Genomic DNA, 15,068 nt, shown 5'->3' with positions numbered 1-15,068 from the left:
GGACGCCTCACCGATGCCCGAGGGGCGGATGGGGTCGCGCGATCCGCGTGATCCGCGGTGGGTCTCGCCCGTCCGTCCAGTCCCGACCGCCGATGCTCATCGCCGTCTGCATCAAGCAGGTTCCCGCCGTCTCCGCCCTGCAGTTCGATCCCGCGACCCGCACGATCCGGCGCGAGGGGGTGCGGAGCGAGATCAGCGCCTTCGACGTGCGGGCGCTGCTGCGCGCCGTCGCGTTGCGCGACGAGCACGGCGGCACGGTGGTGGCGATCACCATGGGGCCGCCGCAGGCGCGCGAGGCGCTGCTCGAGTGTCTGGCCCTCGGCGCCGACCGCGCCGAGCACCTCTGCGACCCGGCGTTCGCCGGCGCCGACACGCTGGCCACGGCGCGGGCCCTGGCGGCGCTGCTGGAGCGCGAGCCGTACGACCTCATCCTCTGCGGCCGCAACAGCGTCGACGCCGAGACCGGGCAGGTCGGGCCGGAGATCGCCGAGCTGCTCGACCTGCCGCAGGTGACGATGGCGCGCGCCCTCGCCGTCGATCCCGCCGCGCGCACCCTGCGCGCCGAGCGCGAGACCGACGAGGGCATCGACGTCGTCAGCGCGCCGCTGCCGGCGCTGGTCACCGCCGCCGAGGACCTGGCGCCGGAGCGCTTCACCAGCAGCAGCGAGCGCGCCGCCGCGGCGGCGAAGCCGATCGCGCTGCGCCGCGCCGCCGATCTGGGGCTCGATCTCGCGCTGGTCGGCGCCGCCGGCTCGCCGACCTGGGTGCTCGACCTCGCGCCGGTCGAGGAGCACCGGCGGCGCGAGATGATCGCCGGCGCGACGCCGGCGGCGCAGGTGGCGGCGCTGGTCGCGCGGCTGCGCGCCCACGGCCTGTTCGGCGAGTGGACGGTGGCCCGCCCGGCGCCGCCGCCGCTGCCCGCCCCCGCCGCGGTGGCGCGCGGCGGCGCGCGCGACGTGCTGGTGGTCGCCGAGACGCTGGACGGACACCTGCGGCCGGTGGTCGGCGAGCTGCTGCACAAGGCGACGCAACTGGCGCCGCAGCTCCGCGGCACGGTGAGCGCGCTGGTCGCCGGCGCCGGCGCCGCGGCGCACGCGGCGCAGTTGGCCGCCTTCGGCGCCGGCCGCGTCCTGGTGGCCGCCGACGACGGCTTCCTCGCCGGCACCGAGGCCCACGCCGCGCTGCTCGCGGCGGTGATCGAGCGCGAGCGCCCCGGGCTGGTCCTGCTGCCCGCGACCGTCGTCGGCCGCGACCTCGCGCCGCGGGTCGCCGCGCGTCTCGGCCTCGGCCTGACCGGGGAGTGCGTCGATCTCAGCGTCGACGCCGCCGGCCGCGTCCTCCAGCACAAGCCGGCGTTCGGCGGCAGCATCGTGGCGCTGATCGCCTCGCGCGCGCAGCCGGAGATGGCGACGGTGCGGCCCGGCATGCTGGCGCCCGGCGTCGCGCTCGCCGGCCAGACGGCCCAGGTGGTCGCGCTCGCCGACCGACCGATTGCCGACCGCGTCCGCCTGCTCGAACGCCGCAGCGACGCCGAAGCCGCCGCCGAGCTCGAGGAGGCGCGGGTCGTCGTCGGCGTGGGCATGGGGATCGGCGGCCCGCAGCACCTGCCGCAGGCGGAGGCGCTCGCGGCCCTGCTCAGCGGCGCGCTGTGCACCACCCGCGACGTCAGTGATGCCGGCTGGCTGCCGAAGCAGTATCAGGTCGGCATCACCGGCCGCGCCATCGCGCCCGACCTCTACATTGCGGTGGCACTGCGCGGCGCCTTCGAGCACACTGTCGGCGTGCGCCGCAGCGGCATCATCGTCGCCATCAACCGCAGCCCCAAGGCGCCGATCTTCCGCTCGTGCGACTACGGCATCGTCGGCGACTGGGCCGAGATCGTCCCCGAGCTGACGCGGCAACTGCGAGAGATTGCACCGCCCGGACGCGGCGGCGCGGAGACCTCCCGTTGAGGGTGGACGCCTCCGCGTCTCTGCGCCTCTGCGGTGAAACGTCATGGCTGCGCCGATCGCCTTTCTCTTCCCGGCCTTCCCCAACCTGCACCAGACCTTCGTGCTGTGGGAGGTGCTGGCGCTGCGCCAACGCGGCATCGAGATCGCGCTGTACTCCATCAAGCGGCCGCTGACGAAGACGCAGCAGCCGGAGGGGGCGGCGCTGCAGGCGGAGGTGACGTACCTGCCGTCGACCCTGTCGGCGGCGGTGCTGGGGGCCAACCTGGCGCTGCTGGCGCGCCATCCGGCCCGCTACCTCGGCGCCATCGCTGGCGTCGTCCGCGGCTGGTGGCAGGACCGCGCCGCCGGGCGCGCCTGGCAGGCGCAGCAGGTGAGCGCCGACGCGCCGGACAGGCAGCGCACCCTGCGCGAGACGCTCGCCGGCTGGTTCAACCGCAGCCCGCTGCTCTACCTGCTGAAGTCGCTGTGGCTGATCCCGCTCGCCGCCTGGCTCGGCGCCGACCTCGAGCGGCGCGGCATCCGCCGCCTGCACGCCCACTGGGCGAGCTATGCGACGACGGTGGCCCTGGTGGCGCACTGGCTCTACGACATCCCGTTCAGCTTCACCGCCCATGCCTACGACATCTACCTGGTGCCGCGCCTGCTCGGGGTGAAGGTGCGCGAAGCGGCGTTCGCCGTCACCTGCGCGCGCGTCAACGCCGAGTTCCTCAACCTGCTCGCCGGCACGGCGCCGGGCGAGCGGGTGGTGGTCAACTACCACGGCGTCAGTCTGCAGCGCTTCCGGCCGCTGCCGCGCCCGGCGGCGCCGGGCGCGCTCCCGTGTCTCGTCACCTGCGGGCGCCTGGAGCCCTACAAGGGGCACCACGTCCTGCTGCGCGCCGCGGCGCTGCTCGGCCGGCCGGTGCGGGTGGTGCTGATCGGCGAGGGGCCGCAGCGGCAGAAGCTCGGCCAACTGGCCGCCGAGCTCGGCATCGCCGAGCGGGTGGAATTCACCGGTCCGCTGCCGCAGGCGCGGCTGGCGGAGATCTACGCCGCCGCCGACCTGTTCGTGCTCGCCAGCGTCATCATCGAGCGCTCGGGCAAGCGCGACGTCATCCCCAACGTGCTCGCCGAGGCGATGGCGATGCGGCTGCCGGTGGTGGCGACGGCGGTGTCCGGCATCGGCGAGCTGATCCGCGACGGCATCAGCGGCCGGCTGGTGCCGCCCAACGACCCGGCGGCGCTGGCGCGGGTGCTGGCCGAGCTGCTCGATGACCCGGCGCAGCGCCAGCGGCTGGCCGCCGAGGGCGCGGCGACGGTGGCGCGCATGTTCGACCGCGAGGTGAACATCGAAGAGCTGGCGGCGTTGTTCCGCGGCGCCGCCGGCGCCGCTCGGGGCGCGGCGTGAAGATCGGACAGGCGCTCCGCGACACCCTCGGCATCCTCGGCACCCGCGTCGTCTGGTCGGCGATGGGCCTGGTGAGCGGCGTGGTGCTGGCGCGCTGGCTCGGGCCGCACGACCGCGGCATCCTCGCGCTCGTCCTGCTGCTGCCCTCGACGGTGCTGACGCTGGTCAAGCTCGGCGTCTCGCAGGCGACCGTCTTCTTCATCAATCGCAAGGAGGCGACCGTCGACCAGGTCGCCTCCAACTCGGTCATCCTCGCGCTGCTGCTCGGGCTCGCCTCGTCGGCGGTGATCTGGGCGACGCGCGACAATCTGTTGCACAAGGTGCTGCGCGACGTGCCCGACTGGGCCCTGCTGTTGGGCCTGGTGCGGGTGCCGCTGCTGCTGCTCGACAACTACCTCTACAGCATCCTGCAGGCGACCGGGCAGTTCGGCCTCTACAACCGCCGCCTCCTGCAGAGCGAGGGCCTGCGCCTCGTCCTGGTCGCCGTCCTGATCATGGGCTTCGACCTCGGCCTGCCGGCGGCGATCGCCACCTACACCTTCATCGGCCTGGTCAACATCGCCTGGCTGATGCTGAACATGCGCGAGACCATCCACTTCTCGCTGCGCTTCGACACCCGTCTGCTGCGCAAGATGCTGTCGTTCGGCGTCCGCTCCTACGTGCAGGTGGTCACGGCGCACCTGCTGCTGCGCATCGACATCTACATGGTGCAGGCGTTCCTCGGTCCGGCGCACACCGCCTTCTACGCCCTGGCGCTGCACTTCACCGAGTTGGTCCTCGAGGTGCCGCAGGCGATCGGTCTGGTGCTGTATCCGAAGCTGGCGGCGCTCGCCGAGGAACAGATGCACCGGCTCACCGCGCAGAGCTGCCGGCGCACGTTGATGGTCACCGTGCCGGCGGCCGTGGCGCTGGCGGTCGGCGGCCCGTGGGTGATCACGCTCTGGTACGGCACGGCATACGCCGAGGCGGGCGCGCCGCTGCCCTGGGCGGCGGTGGGCGTGGCGGCGATGTCGATCTTCGTCATCATCACCCGCGACTTCACCGCCCGGCAGCAGCAGCGGGTCAACACCGTCGCCGGCCTGCTGGCGCTGGCGACCAACGTGCTCCTCAACGTGGTCCTGATCCCGATCTACGGCATCGTCGGCGCCGCGTTCGCCACCGCCGTCGCCTACAGCGGCGCCTGCGTCATCCTCATCTACTTCTTCCTGCGCGAATCCGGCCTGCGCTGGGTCGACGTCCTCGTGCCGACCCGCGAGGACGTCGCCTACTTCACCGGCATCGCCCAGCGCGCCCTGGCGCGGGGGTGAGCGCGCGCGCCGCGTGTCGGCTGCCCGCCGCCCGTGGTCCGCACCCGCGGCCCGCTGCTCAGGGACCGCGGCCGTCGAGCCGCGGCCGGACCAGGATGCCGGCGTAGCTGGCGCCGAAGATCGCGAACGCGGCCAGCCACAGGCCGCCGGCGACGAGCACGGTCTGCGCGTAGAAGGTGGGCAGCGCGGCGGCGGCCAGCGCCCGCACCGCGGCGGCGGCATTGATCAGCGCGAAGGCGACGGCCATGGCCGGGGTGGCCTGCAGGGCGCGGCCGGTGTGGCCGAGCGCCACCCGCGCCATCATGCCGAGGGTGAGGACGCCGATCGCGCCGACTGTGAGGGCGTGCAACCCGACCATCGGGATCACCAGCGCCGCCGCGACGGCGGCCTTCAACGCGAAGCCGATCGCCACCCAGGCATAGCCGAGGTGCAGCACCCAGAGCAGCGGCACCCGCCAGATGCGGCGGTCGTACCAACCCGCCAGGCGCAGCGCGTGCGCCAGCGCGCCGACGGCGCACACCGGCACGGCTGCCGTCGCGGGCAGGCCGAGGGCGTCGATGACCAGGACCCCGGCGGTGCTCGCCCACACCACGGCCTCCAATGGCGGATGCCGGCGCGGCGCCGCGGCGACGGCGCGCTCGGTGAAGAACGGCAGCACGCGGCCGCCGACGACGGCGATGATCAGGACCACGACGTCCACCGCCGCGTACAGCGCCGGCCGCGCCGTCGCGCCGGTCCTGCCCAGCATCTGCAGGTGCACCAGCGCGTTGGCGGCCGCCAGCGCCAGCAGCAGGGGCAGGAAGACGAGCTGGCTCGCCCGCGGCTGCGCGAGCAGCGGGCCGGCCAGCGCCGCCGCCAGCGCCGGCAGGAAGGCGAGGTCGATGCCGGCGATCAGCCAGCCGGGCAGCAGGCCCGGCAGCAGCGGCGCGACGCGCCCGGCCAGCCACAGCGCGGCGAGCCCCGCCAGCGCCGCGCCGCGCGGCGTCGCCACGCCGGTCCAGTTGCGCACCGCGGTGAGGAGGAAGCCGGCGACCACCGCCGCGGTGTAGCCGAAGACCATCTCGTGCCCGTGCCAGGTGATGGCGTCGTAGTAGACCGGCAGGGTCAGCGCGCCGCGCAGCGCCGCCAGCCAGGCGGCGATCAGCGCCAGCGCGGCCGCCCCGGCGAGGAGGAAGAAGGGGCGGAACCCGAGCTCGAGGACGGGCGGGGTTCCCGATCGGGGTCGGTCGCTCGGCACCTCGGACGGGTAGCCGTCGAGCCGGCGGCCGCAAGGCGCCGCTCCGCCCGAATCCGCCGTTGCGAATCAACGCCGTCTGGCGATACACCTCCTCCGATCATGAGCGAGCGCCTGCGCAATCCCGCCGTCGTGCTCGATCCGGGCGCGGCCGGGATCGGCATCATCCACGCGCTCAGCCTGGCCGAGGTGCCGACGATCGCGGTGGTGCGCAACTGGCCGCCGATGATCAGCCGCCTGTCGCGCTTCCTGCGCTACTGCGAGACCTACAGCCCGGGCCGCGGCGAGACGGTGCTGGACGGCCTCGAGCGCCTGGCCCGCCGCTTCGACGGCAGGGGCGTGCTCTTCCCGGCCACCGACATCGATCTCGAGGCGATCATCATCGGCCGCGAGCGGCTCGCCGCGCGCTACTGGATCCCCGCCTCACCGGAGATCGGCCTCAAGATCGACGGCAAGAACTGGCAGTACGAGATCGCCGATCGGGTCGGCATGCCGACGCCGCGCCACGTCCTGTTCCGCGGCGGCGAGCAGCCCGACGTGCACGGCTTCCGCTTCCCGCTCATCGTCAAGCCGTCGGCGCGCGGCGCCACCGCCGGCGACTGGGTGTTCCGCCTGCAGATCCTCGACGACGCCGCCGCGTTGGCGGGCTGCCTCGAGCGCATCGCCGCCGAGTATCCCGGGCGCGAGTTCCAGGTGGCGGAGAACATCCCCGGCGAGCCGGACGAGCTGTACACCGTCGGCACCTACAGCGGCCTGAACGGCCGCGTGCTGCGCTGCTACACCGGCCGCAAGCTCACCCAGTATCCGTACCACCACGGCGTCGCCAGCCTCGCCGAGAGCGTGCCCCTGCCCGACGCCGTGGTGCGCCACGCCGAGGATCTGCTCAACGCCATGGGCTTCGTCGGCATCAGCCAGGTGGAGTGCAAGCGCGACCACCGCGACGGCGAGTACAAGCTGCTCGAGGTCAACGGCCGCTCCTGGCTGTGGATCAAGTTGGCGGCGTTCTCCGACGTCAACCTGCCGCTCATCCAATACTACGATCTCACCGGCGATCCGCGCCTCGCCCAGGCGGTGGCGCGGCCGCAGCGCAACGACCGCTTCTTCGTCCACGAGCTGCACGTCGCGCTCAACAACCACGCCGGCGAGCGCGCCCGGCTGGCGGAGCTGGCGCGCACCAAGGCGCGCGTCTCGGCGATCCCCTACCGCCGCGATCCGCTGCTGAGCGCCGCCTTCCACGCCGGCGCCATCGTCCGCCGGCTGCGCTACGCGCTCACCCCTGGCGACACGCCCGCCGGCGGCACCTGGACGCAATCGCAGGCCGGGGCGCGGGCGAGAAAGGCCGTCCGCGAGAGCGACCAGCGGGGGCCACTGGGGAGCACCGAGGACGGGCGCTGATGGAGTGCGGGGTCGCCGTCATCGGCAGTGGCGCCGCCGGGTTGATGGCGGCGATCGCCGCCGGCCCCGACAGCGTGCTGTTCACCGACGGGCCGCTCGGCCGCTCGAACTCCGGCATGGCGCAGGGCGGGCTGCAGTTGCCGCCGCCCGGGGCCGATGCGCTGGCCCGCTTCGCCGACGACATGCGGCGCGCGGCGCGCGTGCCGCTCGACCGCGACCGCCTGGCGGCGTTCGTGGCCCACGTCGAGGAGACCATCGCCTGCCTGGTGGAGTGGGGCCTCGAGCTCGACCGCGACGGGCAGGGGGAGATCGTGCGCCGCATGGCCGGCGGCCTGAGCGAGCCACGCATCGTCTCGTCGCGCGACCAGATCGGGCCGGCGATCATGAAGCTCCTGCTGGCGCGCGTGCGGGCGGCGCCGGTGCACCTGCTCGACCACGCCCGCGTCGTCGACCTGCGGCCGGCCGACCGCGGGTTGGTCCTCGAGGTCGAGCGCGCCGCCGGCGCCGTCGAGCGCTGGCGCGCCCGCGCCGTGGTCTGCTGCACCGGCGGCGTCACCTACCGCGAGGCGCGCCGCCGCGCCCTGCCGACCACCAATCCGGCGAATGAGAACCACGTGCTGTTCGACCGCCTCGCCGCCGCCGGCCTGCCGCTCGAGCATGCCGACTTCTTCCAGTTCCAACCGTACGGGCTGGCCGCCAGCGGCCACGAGGCGGTCGGCCGCTGCGTGCCGGAGAGCATCGTCAACTTCCGCGTCCGCCTGCTCGACCGCCACGGCGCCGAGGTCGGGGCCGTCGGCGAGGACCGCTACGCGCTCACCCAGCGCATGTTCGCCGCCGCCGAGGCGGGGCGGGCGGAGCGGCTCGACGACGGCTCGCCCGGCCTGTGGCTGACCCTGAGCGACGTCGATCCCGACCAACTGCGCCGCCACTTCCCGAAGCTGGCGCAGTACCTCGAACGCCACCACCGGATCGGCGCCGACGTGCTGGTGTTTCCCTTTCTGCACTATTACCTGGGCGGCTTCCGGGTGAACGCGCGCTGCGCCACCGCCTGGCCGGGGTTGTTCCTCGCCGGCGAGATGGTCGGCGGGCTGCACGGCCGCAATCGTCTGATGGGCAACGGCATCACCGACTCGCTGGTGCACGGCCGACTGGCCGGGCGCTCGGCACGGGAGTACCTGGGATGACGCGAAGGAAGGGCGGCGGCACGGGCAGGGGCGGGACTCCGCGCCTGGGCGCGAGCATGGGCAAAGACGAGGATGCGGGAGGGGCCAGGTATCTCGATGCCGGGGGACGCCTGCGGCGCGGGCCGTCGGCCGTCCTGGTCGAGACCGCCTTCCGCCGCGAGCTCGCGTACGCCGACGCGCTCTACGAGGGCATCAGCTATGCCGACCTGGCGCACGTGTTGATGCTCGCCGAGGCCGGCGTGATCCCCGAGGCGCCGGCGCGGGCGCTCCTCGCCGCGCTGGTGGAGCTGCACGACCAGGGGCTGGCGGCGCTGCGCCTCGAGGCCAAGTGGGGCGACCTCTACAACAACCGCGATGCCGAGCTGCAGCGGCGCGTGCCCGCCGCCGCCGGCTGGCTGCACGCCGGCCGCGCCCGCCGCGAGGCCCTCACCCTCGGCTGGCTGATCCACCAACGCGTCGCCCTGGCGGCGGCGCGCCGCGACACCGCCGCGCTGCTGCGCGTGCTCGCCGACCTCGGCGCGCGCCACGCCGGCGACGTGATGCCCGACTTCACCTACCTGCAGCACGCGCAGCCGACGACCCTCGGCCACTTCCTGCTCGGCTTCGCCGAGCCGCTGCGCCGCGACGCCGAGCGGCTGGCGCGCGAGGCCGACCTGCTCGACGAGTCGCCGGCCGGCGCCGCCAGCACCAACGGCGCCCGCCTGCCGCTCGACCGCGAGCGCATGCGCGCCCTGCTCGGCTTCGCGCGGGTGAACGTGCACGGCCGCGACGCCATGTGGCGCCCCGACGTCGCCATCAATCTCATGGGCGTGCTGGTCTCGCTCGCCACCGGCGCCTCCCGCCTCGCCGAGGAGCTGCAGCTCTGGACGACCGAGGAGTTCGGCTACGCGACGCTCGCCGACGAGCACTGCCGGGCCAGCGTCATCATGCCCAACAAGAAGAACCCCTACGCGCTGTCGTTCATCCGCGGCCAGGCGCGCGAGCTCGACGGGGCGCTGATGAGCGTCATCGCCACCAACCAGACGCCGTCGGGCCAGATCGACAACCGCAACACGTCGTACGAGGCGCTGCCGCGCGCCCTCGAGGTGGTGGACGGCCTCGTGCGCCTCCTCGCCGAGGTGCTGCAGCGGATGACCCTCGACCTCGGCCGCCTGCGCGAGCAGGCGCGGCACGGCCACACCTACGGCAGCGAGCTTGCCGACCTGCTGCTGCTGCGCGAGCGCGTCGATTCCCGCACCGCGCACGAGATCGTCGGCGCCACCATCAGCGCCCAGGTGGGCGCCGCGGCGACGCCGTTCGCCGCCGCCCTGGCGGCGGCGTTCCGGGCCGCGGTCGGCCGCCCCCTGGCGGTCGACGCCGACGAGCTGTGGCGCGCGGTGCAGCCCGAGCAGGTGGTCGCCAGCCGTCTGGGCATCGGCAGTTGCGCCCCCGACACGGTGCGCGCCATGGCCGCCGATCTGGGCGCCGCCGCCGCCGCCCTCGCCGCCGCCGTCGATGCCGAGGAGCGGCGGTCGCAGTTCCCCACCCTGCTGCGGACCGCGGTGGGCAGACGCCTCGGCCGTGAGTGGTAGCCGGCCACGGCTGCCGTGCGACGCCCACGTGGCAAGTCTCTCATCGGCGCCGATTTGAGTTGGTTTTCCCGGTTCGCCGGGCTAGGCACGTGAGTGTGTCCCGCTCCGACAACGGCCCGCACCCGCTGCACGAGATCTTCGCCGACCCGCTGCGCACCCGCCGCCCGCGCGAGGTCGGGATCACCCACGTGCTCGACAAGGGCATGTCCGTGGCGGACATCCACGGCCTGCTCGAGGTCGCGGCCGGCTACGTCGACATCATCAAGTTCGGCTGGGGCACCTCGGTGGTGGTCGAGAACCTCGAGGCGAAGATCGACGCCTGCCTCGGCCGCGGCGTCGACATCTACTGCGGCGGCAGCCTCTTCGAGCTGGCGCTGCAACGCGGCCGCCTCGACGACTACGTCGCCTACCTCAAGGATCGCGGCATCAGGCTGCTCGAGATCTCCGACGGGGTGATCGCCCTGCCGGCGGTCGAGAAGCTGCGCCACATCGAGCGCCTGGCGCGCGACTTCAAGGTGCTCTCCGAAGTCGGCAGCAAGGACGAGGAGGTGGTGGTCGCGCCGTCGCGCTGGGTGAAACAGATCAAGGAGGAGCTCGACGCGGGCGCCTGGAAGGTGATCACCGAGGGGCGCGAGTCGGGCACCGTCGGCCTGTACCGCGGCAGCGGCGAGATCCGCACCGGCCTGATCGACGAGATCGAGAGCCAGATCGACACCAGCCGGCTCATGTTCGAGGCGCCGCAGAAGGCGCAGCAGGTCTGGATGATCAAGCACTTCGGCACCAACGTGAACCTCGGCAACATCGCCCCCGGCGAGGTCATCGCGCTCGAGACCATGCGCCAGGGCCTGCGCGCCGACACCATGCTGCTGCCGCGCGCCGGCCGCCACTGACCGGCGACGACTGTCGCATCCCTCGCCGCTCCGCCGGGCGCCCCCGGTGGCAAGCGGGCGCGGCCGCCGATGTGGGGCAGCTCCCCCACCCGCTGCGGGAACTGCCCCACGGCCACGCCATGGCAGCGCGCGCCGACGGCCTTCGCGCCGGCCGCGGCTGCGCGGCACGCCTCCTGCTCAACCGTCTCCCGGCACCGGCGGTCGGTGCCCATCAAAGGAGGCGACGATGCAGTCATCAATCACCATCAAGAGCGCGCTGCTGGCGATCGCGGCCGTGGCGGTGTTGTGCGGCCGCGGGCCGGCCTGGGGACGCGAGCGGCTCGAGCAGACGCTCACCTCGCCCGGCGGCGCCGGCACCCTCGGCCGCGTGCGGCTGCAGATGAGGAGCGACAGCGACGGCCGTCTCGTGCTGGTGGCGCGCGGGTTGGCGCCGGACCAGACCTACGAGGTCATCGCCAACAGCGTGAAGGTTGGCACGCTGCGCGCCAGTGGCGGCGGCACGGGCGCGGTGCGCTTCCGCACCCGGCCGCGCGGGCGCGACCTGATGCTCGGTTTCGATCCGCGCGGCGCCCTGATCACCCTGCGCGCCGCCGACGGCACGGACGTGCTGCTCGGCACGCTGCCCACCGGCAGCGGCCGCTCGCCGGACAAGGTCGCGTGCTGCCTGCCGGACGACGGCGGCCAGGAGTGCGAGGATCGAACCGCCGACCAGTGCGCCGCCGCGGGCGGCGTGGTCGCCGCCGCGGCGTCGTGCCTGCCCAATCCGTGCGACGGCGCGCCGCCGGTGTCGACCGAGGTCCTCTGCTGCACGCCGGACGACAGCGGTCCCGAGTGCGAGGACCGCACGCCGGCGCAGTGCGCGGCGCGCGGCGGCACGGTGATTTCCGGCACCCGCTGCGCGCCCGACTCCTGCCAGGCGGTGCCCCCCGCCGATCCGCAGATCCAGTGCTGCGTGCCCGACGATCGCGGTGCCGAGTGCGAGGATCGCACCGCCGCGCAGTGCGCCGCCCAGGGCGGTGTCGACATGGGGCCGGGCACGTGTTCCCCCGATCCCTGCACTGGCGCGACGCCGGCCGGTACGCCGCGCGCCGACGATCATGGCGGGCGCGGCCGCGGCGGTCACGGCGGCGGTGAGGCCGGCGACGACAATGGCAACGGCTCGAAGACCTACTACGGCGCCGTGGCGGCAGCGCTGCGCGCGACCACGCGGTCGACGCCGACGCCGACCGCGCGGGTCGACGATCGCGGTCGCGGCGGCGCCGGCGATCCGTCCGGCGACGATCGCGGCGGTCGCGGGCGCGGTACCGATGATCGCGGCGGCCACCGCTGAATCGGTGACGCAAGGGCTGGACGATCGGCGGCCCGGGGGTGACCTCGGGCCGCCGCCGTTGGCGTCGCTCGCCGACGTCGGTTTGCGCCAGGGCACGGAGCAGATGCAATATGGCCTGTCGTGTCGAACCTTCCCGCTCGGCTATCCCACCACTGATGCGGCGTCGCGTCCGTCCTCCCGGTGAACGAAACGCCGGCCGCTCCCGTCGTCTCGCGGGCCCACTGCTGACGGCGATCGTGGCCGCGCTCGCCGTCGCGGCGCCGGTGATCGCCGCCAACACCGACCCGACCTTCGCGCTGACCCGCGCCAGCGCCACCCGCGGCAGCGGCGAGCGCTGGACGGTGGTGCTCGAGGGCAGCTTCGGCGTCGCCGACGCGGTGCAGCTCGATCTGCCGCTGCGGCTGGTGGTCTCCCAGGGGGACCGCAGCGCGCGCTTCGATCTCGCCGGCCGCGTGACGGTCAGCGTCGCCGGCGCGCCGGCGCAGGACGCGCCGCCGCCGGGGGTGCTCGCGGTCACCAGCCGCACCATCACCCTGGTGTTGCCAGTCGGCTTCGGTGCCGGCGACGCGGTGGCGCAGATCGTCGGCACCTACGATGGCGAGCCGATCGCCAGCAACCAACTGCGGTTCGCTCTATGAGCGGCGGGCGCAGACGGGCGATGGTCGGCCGCGTCGGCCTGGCGCTGGCCATCGTCGGGCTCGTGATGGGGCCGGGCACCGGCTGGGCGGCCAGCGCGGTGTTCACCGGCGATCCGGTGGATCCCGGCAGCGGCCAGCCCTACGAGATCCTGCCCGGCAAGCCGCTGGTGCGCCCCGGCGCCGACGGCATCCTCGGCACCGCCGACGACGTCGTCGACCGCGGCGTCATCGGCGACATCGATCTCGTCGTGCGCGCCGGCGACCGCCCGGCCTCGGCGGACATCCCACCACCGGCGTTGGCGACCGGCGACCTGCCGAGCGGCGTCGCCGGCCCGCGCGGCGCGGGTGGCGTCGACATCCCGTTCACCGTCTTCGTTTCCGACGGCGCGGTGGCCGCGCCGCGGCCCGCCGGCCGCCTGCTCGCGGCCGCCGATCTCGACGGCCTGCCGGTCGTCGTCGCGGCCTTCGCCGATTTCGACGGCGACGGCGTGATCGGCCTCACCAGCGCGGACGCCGCCGGCGACGCCGATGCGCACCTCGAGTTGCGCGAGCTCGAGCCGGTCGGGCGCGCCGCGGCGATCCTCGGCGGCGGCGTCGCCCGCGGCCGGATCGCCATCCGCGCCGGGCTGCCCGCCAGCGCCGGCGGTCTGCGCGTCGCGCTCGCCGCCGTGGCGCTCACCGGCTCGCTCGACCCCTCGTTCTTCGACGGCGCCATTCCCAACGGCCCCGGCATCTCGACCGCGCTGCCCTTCCTTCCCCTGCGCGATCTCGGTCGGATCATCCGCGACCGCGCCGTTCCCGCCGGGCCGACGACGACGCTGCAACAGCTCGTGCAGTTCGCGGCCGTGCCGCCGTCCGACGCCTACGCGCTGCCGCTCGACGGCAGCGAGCCGACGATCGACGGCGCGCGCGTCGTCTCGCAGCCGGCGGTGCGGGTCAGCGTCCGCCGCGGCCGCGATCCCGCCGCGCCGCCGCTCGACCGCCTGACCTTCGGCACCACGGCCGCGTCCGCGACGCTCGACGTCCGCCTGCTGCCGGTCGACCGCTTCGAGAACCCCGCCGATCCGCCCGACGGCTACCGCGTCGTCGTCGACGGTGGCCCCGCCCTGGCCGTGCTCGGTCAACGCGGCCAGCGCGCCGGCCGCCCCCTGCTCATCGCCGGCGCCAACGGCCGCGCGCTGCTCGGCCGCGTCGCCCGCGGCACCCGCGACGGCGCCACCGGCGTGCTCCGCATCGAGCGCGACGGGGTGGTGGTCGCCAGCCTGCCCTACGCGGTGGACGCGCGCGTCCAGCGGTGGCGGCCGGACGTGACGGTGCCGAGCCGTTCGGCGCCAACGCTGCAGGCCGCGCTCGACGCGGCCACGGACCGCAACCACGACGGCACGATCGCAATCAGCGTCCGGCCCGGCCTCTATCGCGGGTCGGTGCGCGTCGCGCGCGCGCTCGAGCTCACCGGCGCCGGCAGCGGGCTCACCGTCCTGCTGGGTGGCGGCAGCGCCCCGACCGTCGACGTCAGCGCGGCCGGCGCCGTCGTCCAAGGCGTCACGGCGGTGGGCGGCGGCAGCGGCTTCCGGCTCGGCGGCCGCGGGGCGCAACTGCGGGCGAGCAGCGCCTGGCGGAACCTCGGGGCCGGCATCGACGCGGCCGGCGCCGGCGTCGCGGCGCGCGAGATCGCCGCCCTGGAGAACGGCGGCAGCGGCATCCTGATCGGCGGCGGCGCCGACGGCGCGCGCTGCGAGGCCTCGCTGCTGCGGGGCAATTTCGGTGCCGGCGCCGACGTCGAAGCGGCGGTCGACGCGCAGCTCGACGGCAACGCGGCGATCGACAACAACGCCGGCGGCCTGGTGCTGAACGGCGCCGCGGCGCCGACGGCGCGCGACAACCAGTGCGTCAACAACGTCGGCTCCGGGCTGATGCTGGCGCGCAGCGGCGCGGCGACGGTGGCCGGCAACCTGAGCGCCGGCAACGACGAGGACGGGCTGCACATGGATCGCTGTGACGACGCGACCATCACCGGCAACACCATCGTCGACAACAAGGGCACCGGCATCTTCTTCCGCCGCGGCAGCAACGGCGACTTCGCCGCCGCGCCCGGCGTGCAGGCGGCGCCCGGCGACAACGCGGTGAGCGGCAACCGCAGGGGCGACGTCGAGATCCGCGCCAACTGACCGCCGGCGGAT

The 15,068-nt window shown here is 74.6% G+C and carries 11 protein-coding genes; 10 read left to right on the top strand and 1 reads right to left on the bottom strand.

Annotated features, from left to right (window positions below):
* Positions 1 to 92 precede the first annotated feature (92 nt).
* The 3 genes from KF840_19585 to KF840_19575 are packed head-to-tail and all read left to right on the top strand — an operon-like array spanning position 93 to position 4,646.
* Positions 93 to 1,952 (top strand): FAD-binding protein, encoded by a 1,860-nt coding sequence (locus KF840_19585; GenBank protein MBX3027110.1) that lies wholly within the window; start codon positions 93 to 95, stop codon positions 1,950 to 1,952.
* 43 nt (positions 1,953 to 1,995) lie between these two features.
* The gene (locus tag KF840_19580) at positions 1,996 to 3,339 is read left to right on the top strand and encodes a glycosyltransferase (protein MBX3027109.1); all 1,344 of its coding nucleotides are present in this window, start codon (positions 1,996 to 1,998) and stop codon (positions 3,337 to 3,339) included.
* Positions 3,336 to 4,646, top strand: coding sequence for a flippase (locus tag KF840_19575; protein ID MBX3027108.1), 1,311 nt, complete (start codon positions 3,336 to 3,338; stop codon positions 4,644 to 4,646). The genes KF840_19580 and KF840_19575 overlap by 4 nt, the downstream gene beginning before the upstream one ends.
* A 58-nt stretch (positions 4,647 to 4,704) precedes the next feature.
* Here the strand turns inward: KF840_19575 and KF840_19570 are convergent, their stop codons facing one another.
* Entirely contained in the window at positions 4,705 to 5,883 is a 1,179-nt protein-coding gene (locus tag KF840_19570; GenBank protein MBX3027107.1) for an NnrS family protein, read from the bottom strand.
* A gap of 99 nt (positions 5,884 to 5,982) precedes the next feature.
* Between KF840_19570 and KF840_19565 the strand changes: the two genes are divergently transcribed.
* From KF840_19565 to KF840_19535, 7 genes are all read left to right on the top strand, one after another.
* The gene (locus tag KF840_19565; protein ID MBX3027106.1) at positions 5,983 to 7,275 is read left to right on the top strand and encodes a hypothetical protein; all 1,293 of its coding nucleotides are present in this window, start codon (positions 5,983 to 5,985) and stop codon (positions 7,273 to 7,275) included.
* Positions 7,275 to 8,459: an FAD-binding protein gene (locus KF840_19560; GenBank protein MBX3027105.1), complete on the top strand. Its 1,185-nt coding sequence runs from the start codon at positions 7,275 to 7,277 to the stop codon at positions 8,457 to 8,459. Before KF840_19565 ends, KF840_19560 begins: the two co-directional genes overlap by 1 nt.
* A gap of 56 nt (positions 8,460 to 8,515) precedes the next feature.
* On the top strand, positions 8,516 to 10,030 hold the full coding sequence (locus tag KF840_19555) for an argininosuccinate lyase (protein ID MBX3027104.1): 1,515 nt from the start codon (positions 8,516 to 8,518) through the stop codon (positions 10,028 to 10,030).
* 125 nt (positions 10,031 to 10,155) lie between these two features.
* The gene (locus KF840_19550; GenBank protein MBX3027103.1) at positions 10,156 to 10,920 is read left to right on the top strand and encodes a phosphosulfolactate synthase; all 765 of its coding nucleotides are present in this window, start codon (positions 10,156 to 10,158) and stop codon (positions 10,918 to 10,920) included.
* 226 nt (positions 10,921 to 11,146) lie between these two features.
* Entirely contained in the window at positions 11,147 to 12,250 is a 1,104-nt protein-coding gene (locus KF840_19545; GenBank protein MBX3027102.1) for a hypothetical protein, read from the top strand.
* 236 nt (positions 12,251 to 12,486) lie between these two features.
* Positions 12,487 to 12,888: a hypothetical protein gene (locus KF840_19540; GenBank protein MBX3027101.1), complete on the top strand. Its 402-nt coding sequence runs from the start codon at positions 12,487 to 12,489 to the stop codon at positions 12,886 to 12,888.
* The gene (locus KF840_19535; protein MBX3027100.1) at positions 12,885 to 15,056 is read left to right on the top strand and encodes a right-handed parallel beta-helix repeat-containing protein; all 2,172 of its coding nucleotides are present in this window, start codon (positions 12,885 to 12,887) and stop codon (positions 15,054 to 15,056) included. Before KF840_19540 ends, KF840_19535 begins: the two co-directional genes overlap by 4 nt.
* The last annotated feature ends 12 nt before the right edge of the window (positions 15,057 to 15,068 follow it).

This window comes from bacterium (assembly GCA_019637795.1).
In the GTDB taxonomy this organism is placed as follows: Bacteria; Desulfobacterota; Binatia; order HRBIN30; family CADEER01; genus JAHBUY01.
The sequence above is the reverse complement of the archived record's forward strand: the minus strand, read 5'-3'. Positions and strand labels throughout refer to the sequence as shown.

Excerpts from the sequence above, each read along its gene's own strand:
- KF840_19585 (MBX3027110.1), top strand. The coding sequence starts at position 93 with ATGCTCATCGCCGTCTGCATCAAGCAGGTTCCCGCCGTCTCCGCCCTG.
- KF840_19580 (MBX3027109.1), top strand. The coding sequence starts at position 1,996 with ATGGCTGCGCCGATCGCCTTTCTCTTCCCGGCCTTCCCCAACCTGCAC.
- KF840_19565 (MBX3027106.1), top strand. The coding sequence starts at position 5,983 with ATGAGCGAGCGCCTGCGCAATCCCGCCGTCGTGCTCGATCCGGGCGCG.
- KF840_19560 (MBX3027105.1), top strand. The coding sequence starts at position 7,275 with ATGGAGTGCGGGGTCGCCGTCATCGGCAGTGGCGCCGCCGGGTTGATG.
- KF840_19555 (MBX3027104.1), top strand. The coding sequence starts at position 8,516 with ATGGGCAAAGACGAGGATGCGGGAGGGGCCAGGTATCTCGATGCCGGG.
- KF840_19545 (MBX3027102.1), top strand. The coding sequence starts at position 11,147 with ATGCAGTCATCAATCACCATCAAGAGCGCGCTGCTGGCGATCGCGGCC.
- KF840_19535 (MBX3027100.1), top strand. The coding sequence starts at position 12,885 with ATGAGCGGCGGGCGCAGACGGGCGATGGTCGGCCGCGTCGGCCTGGCG.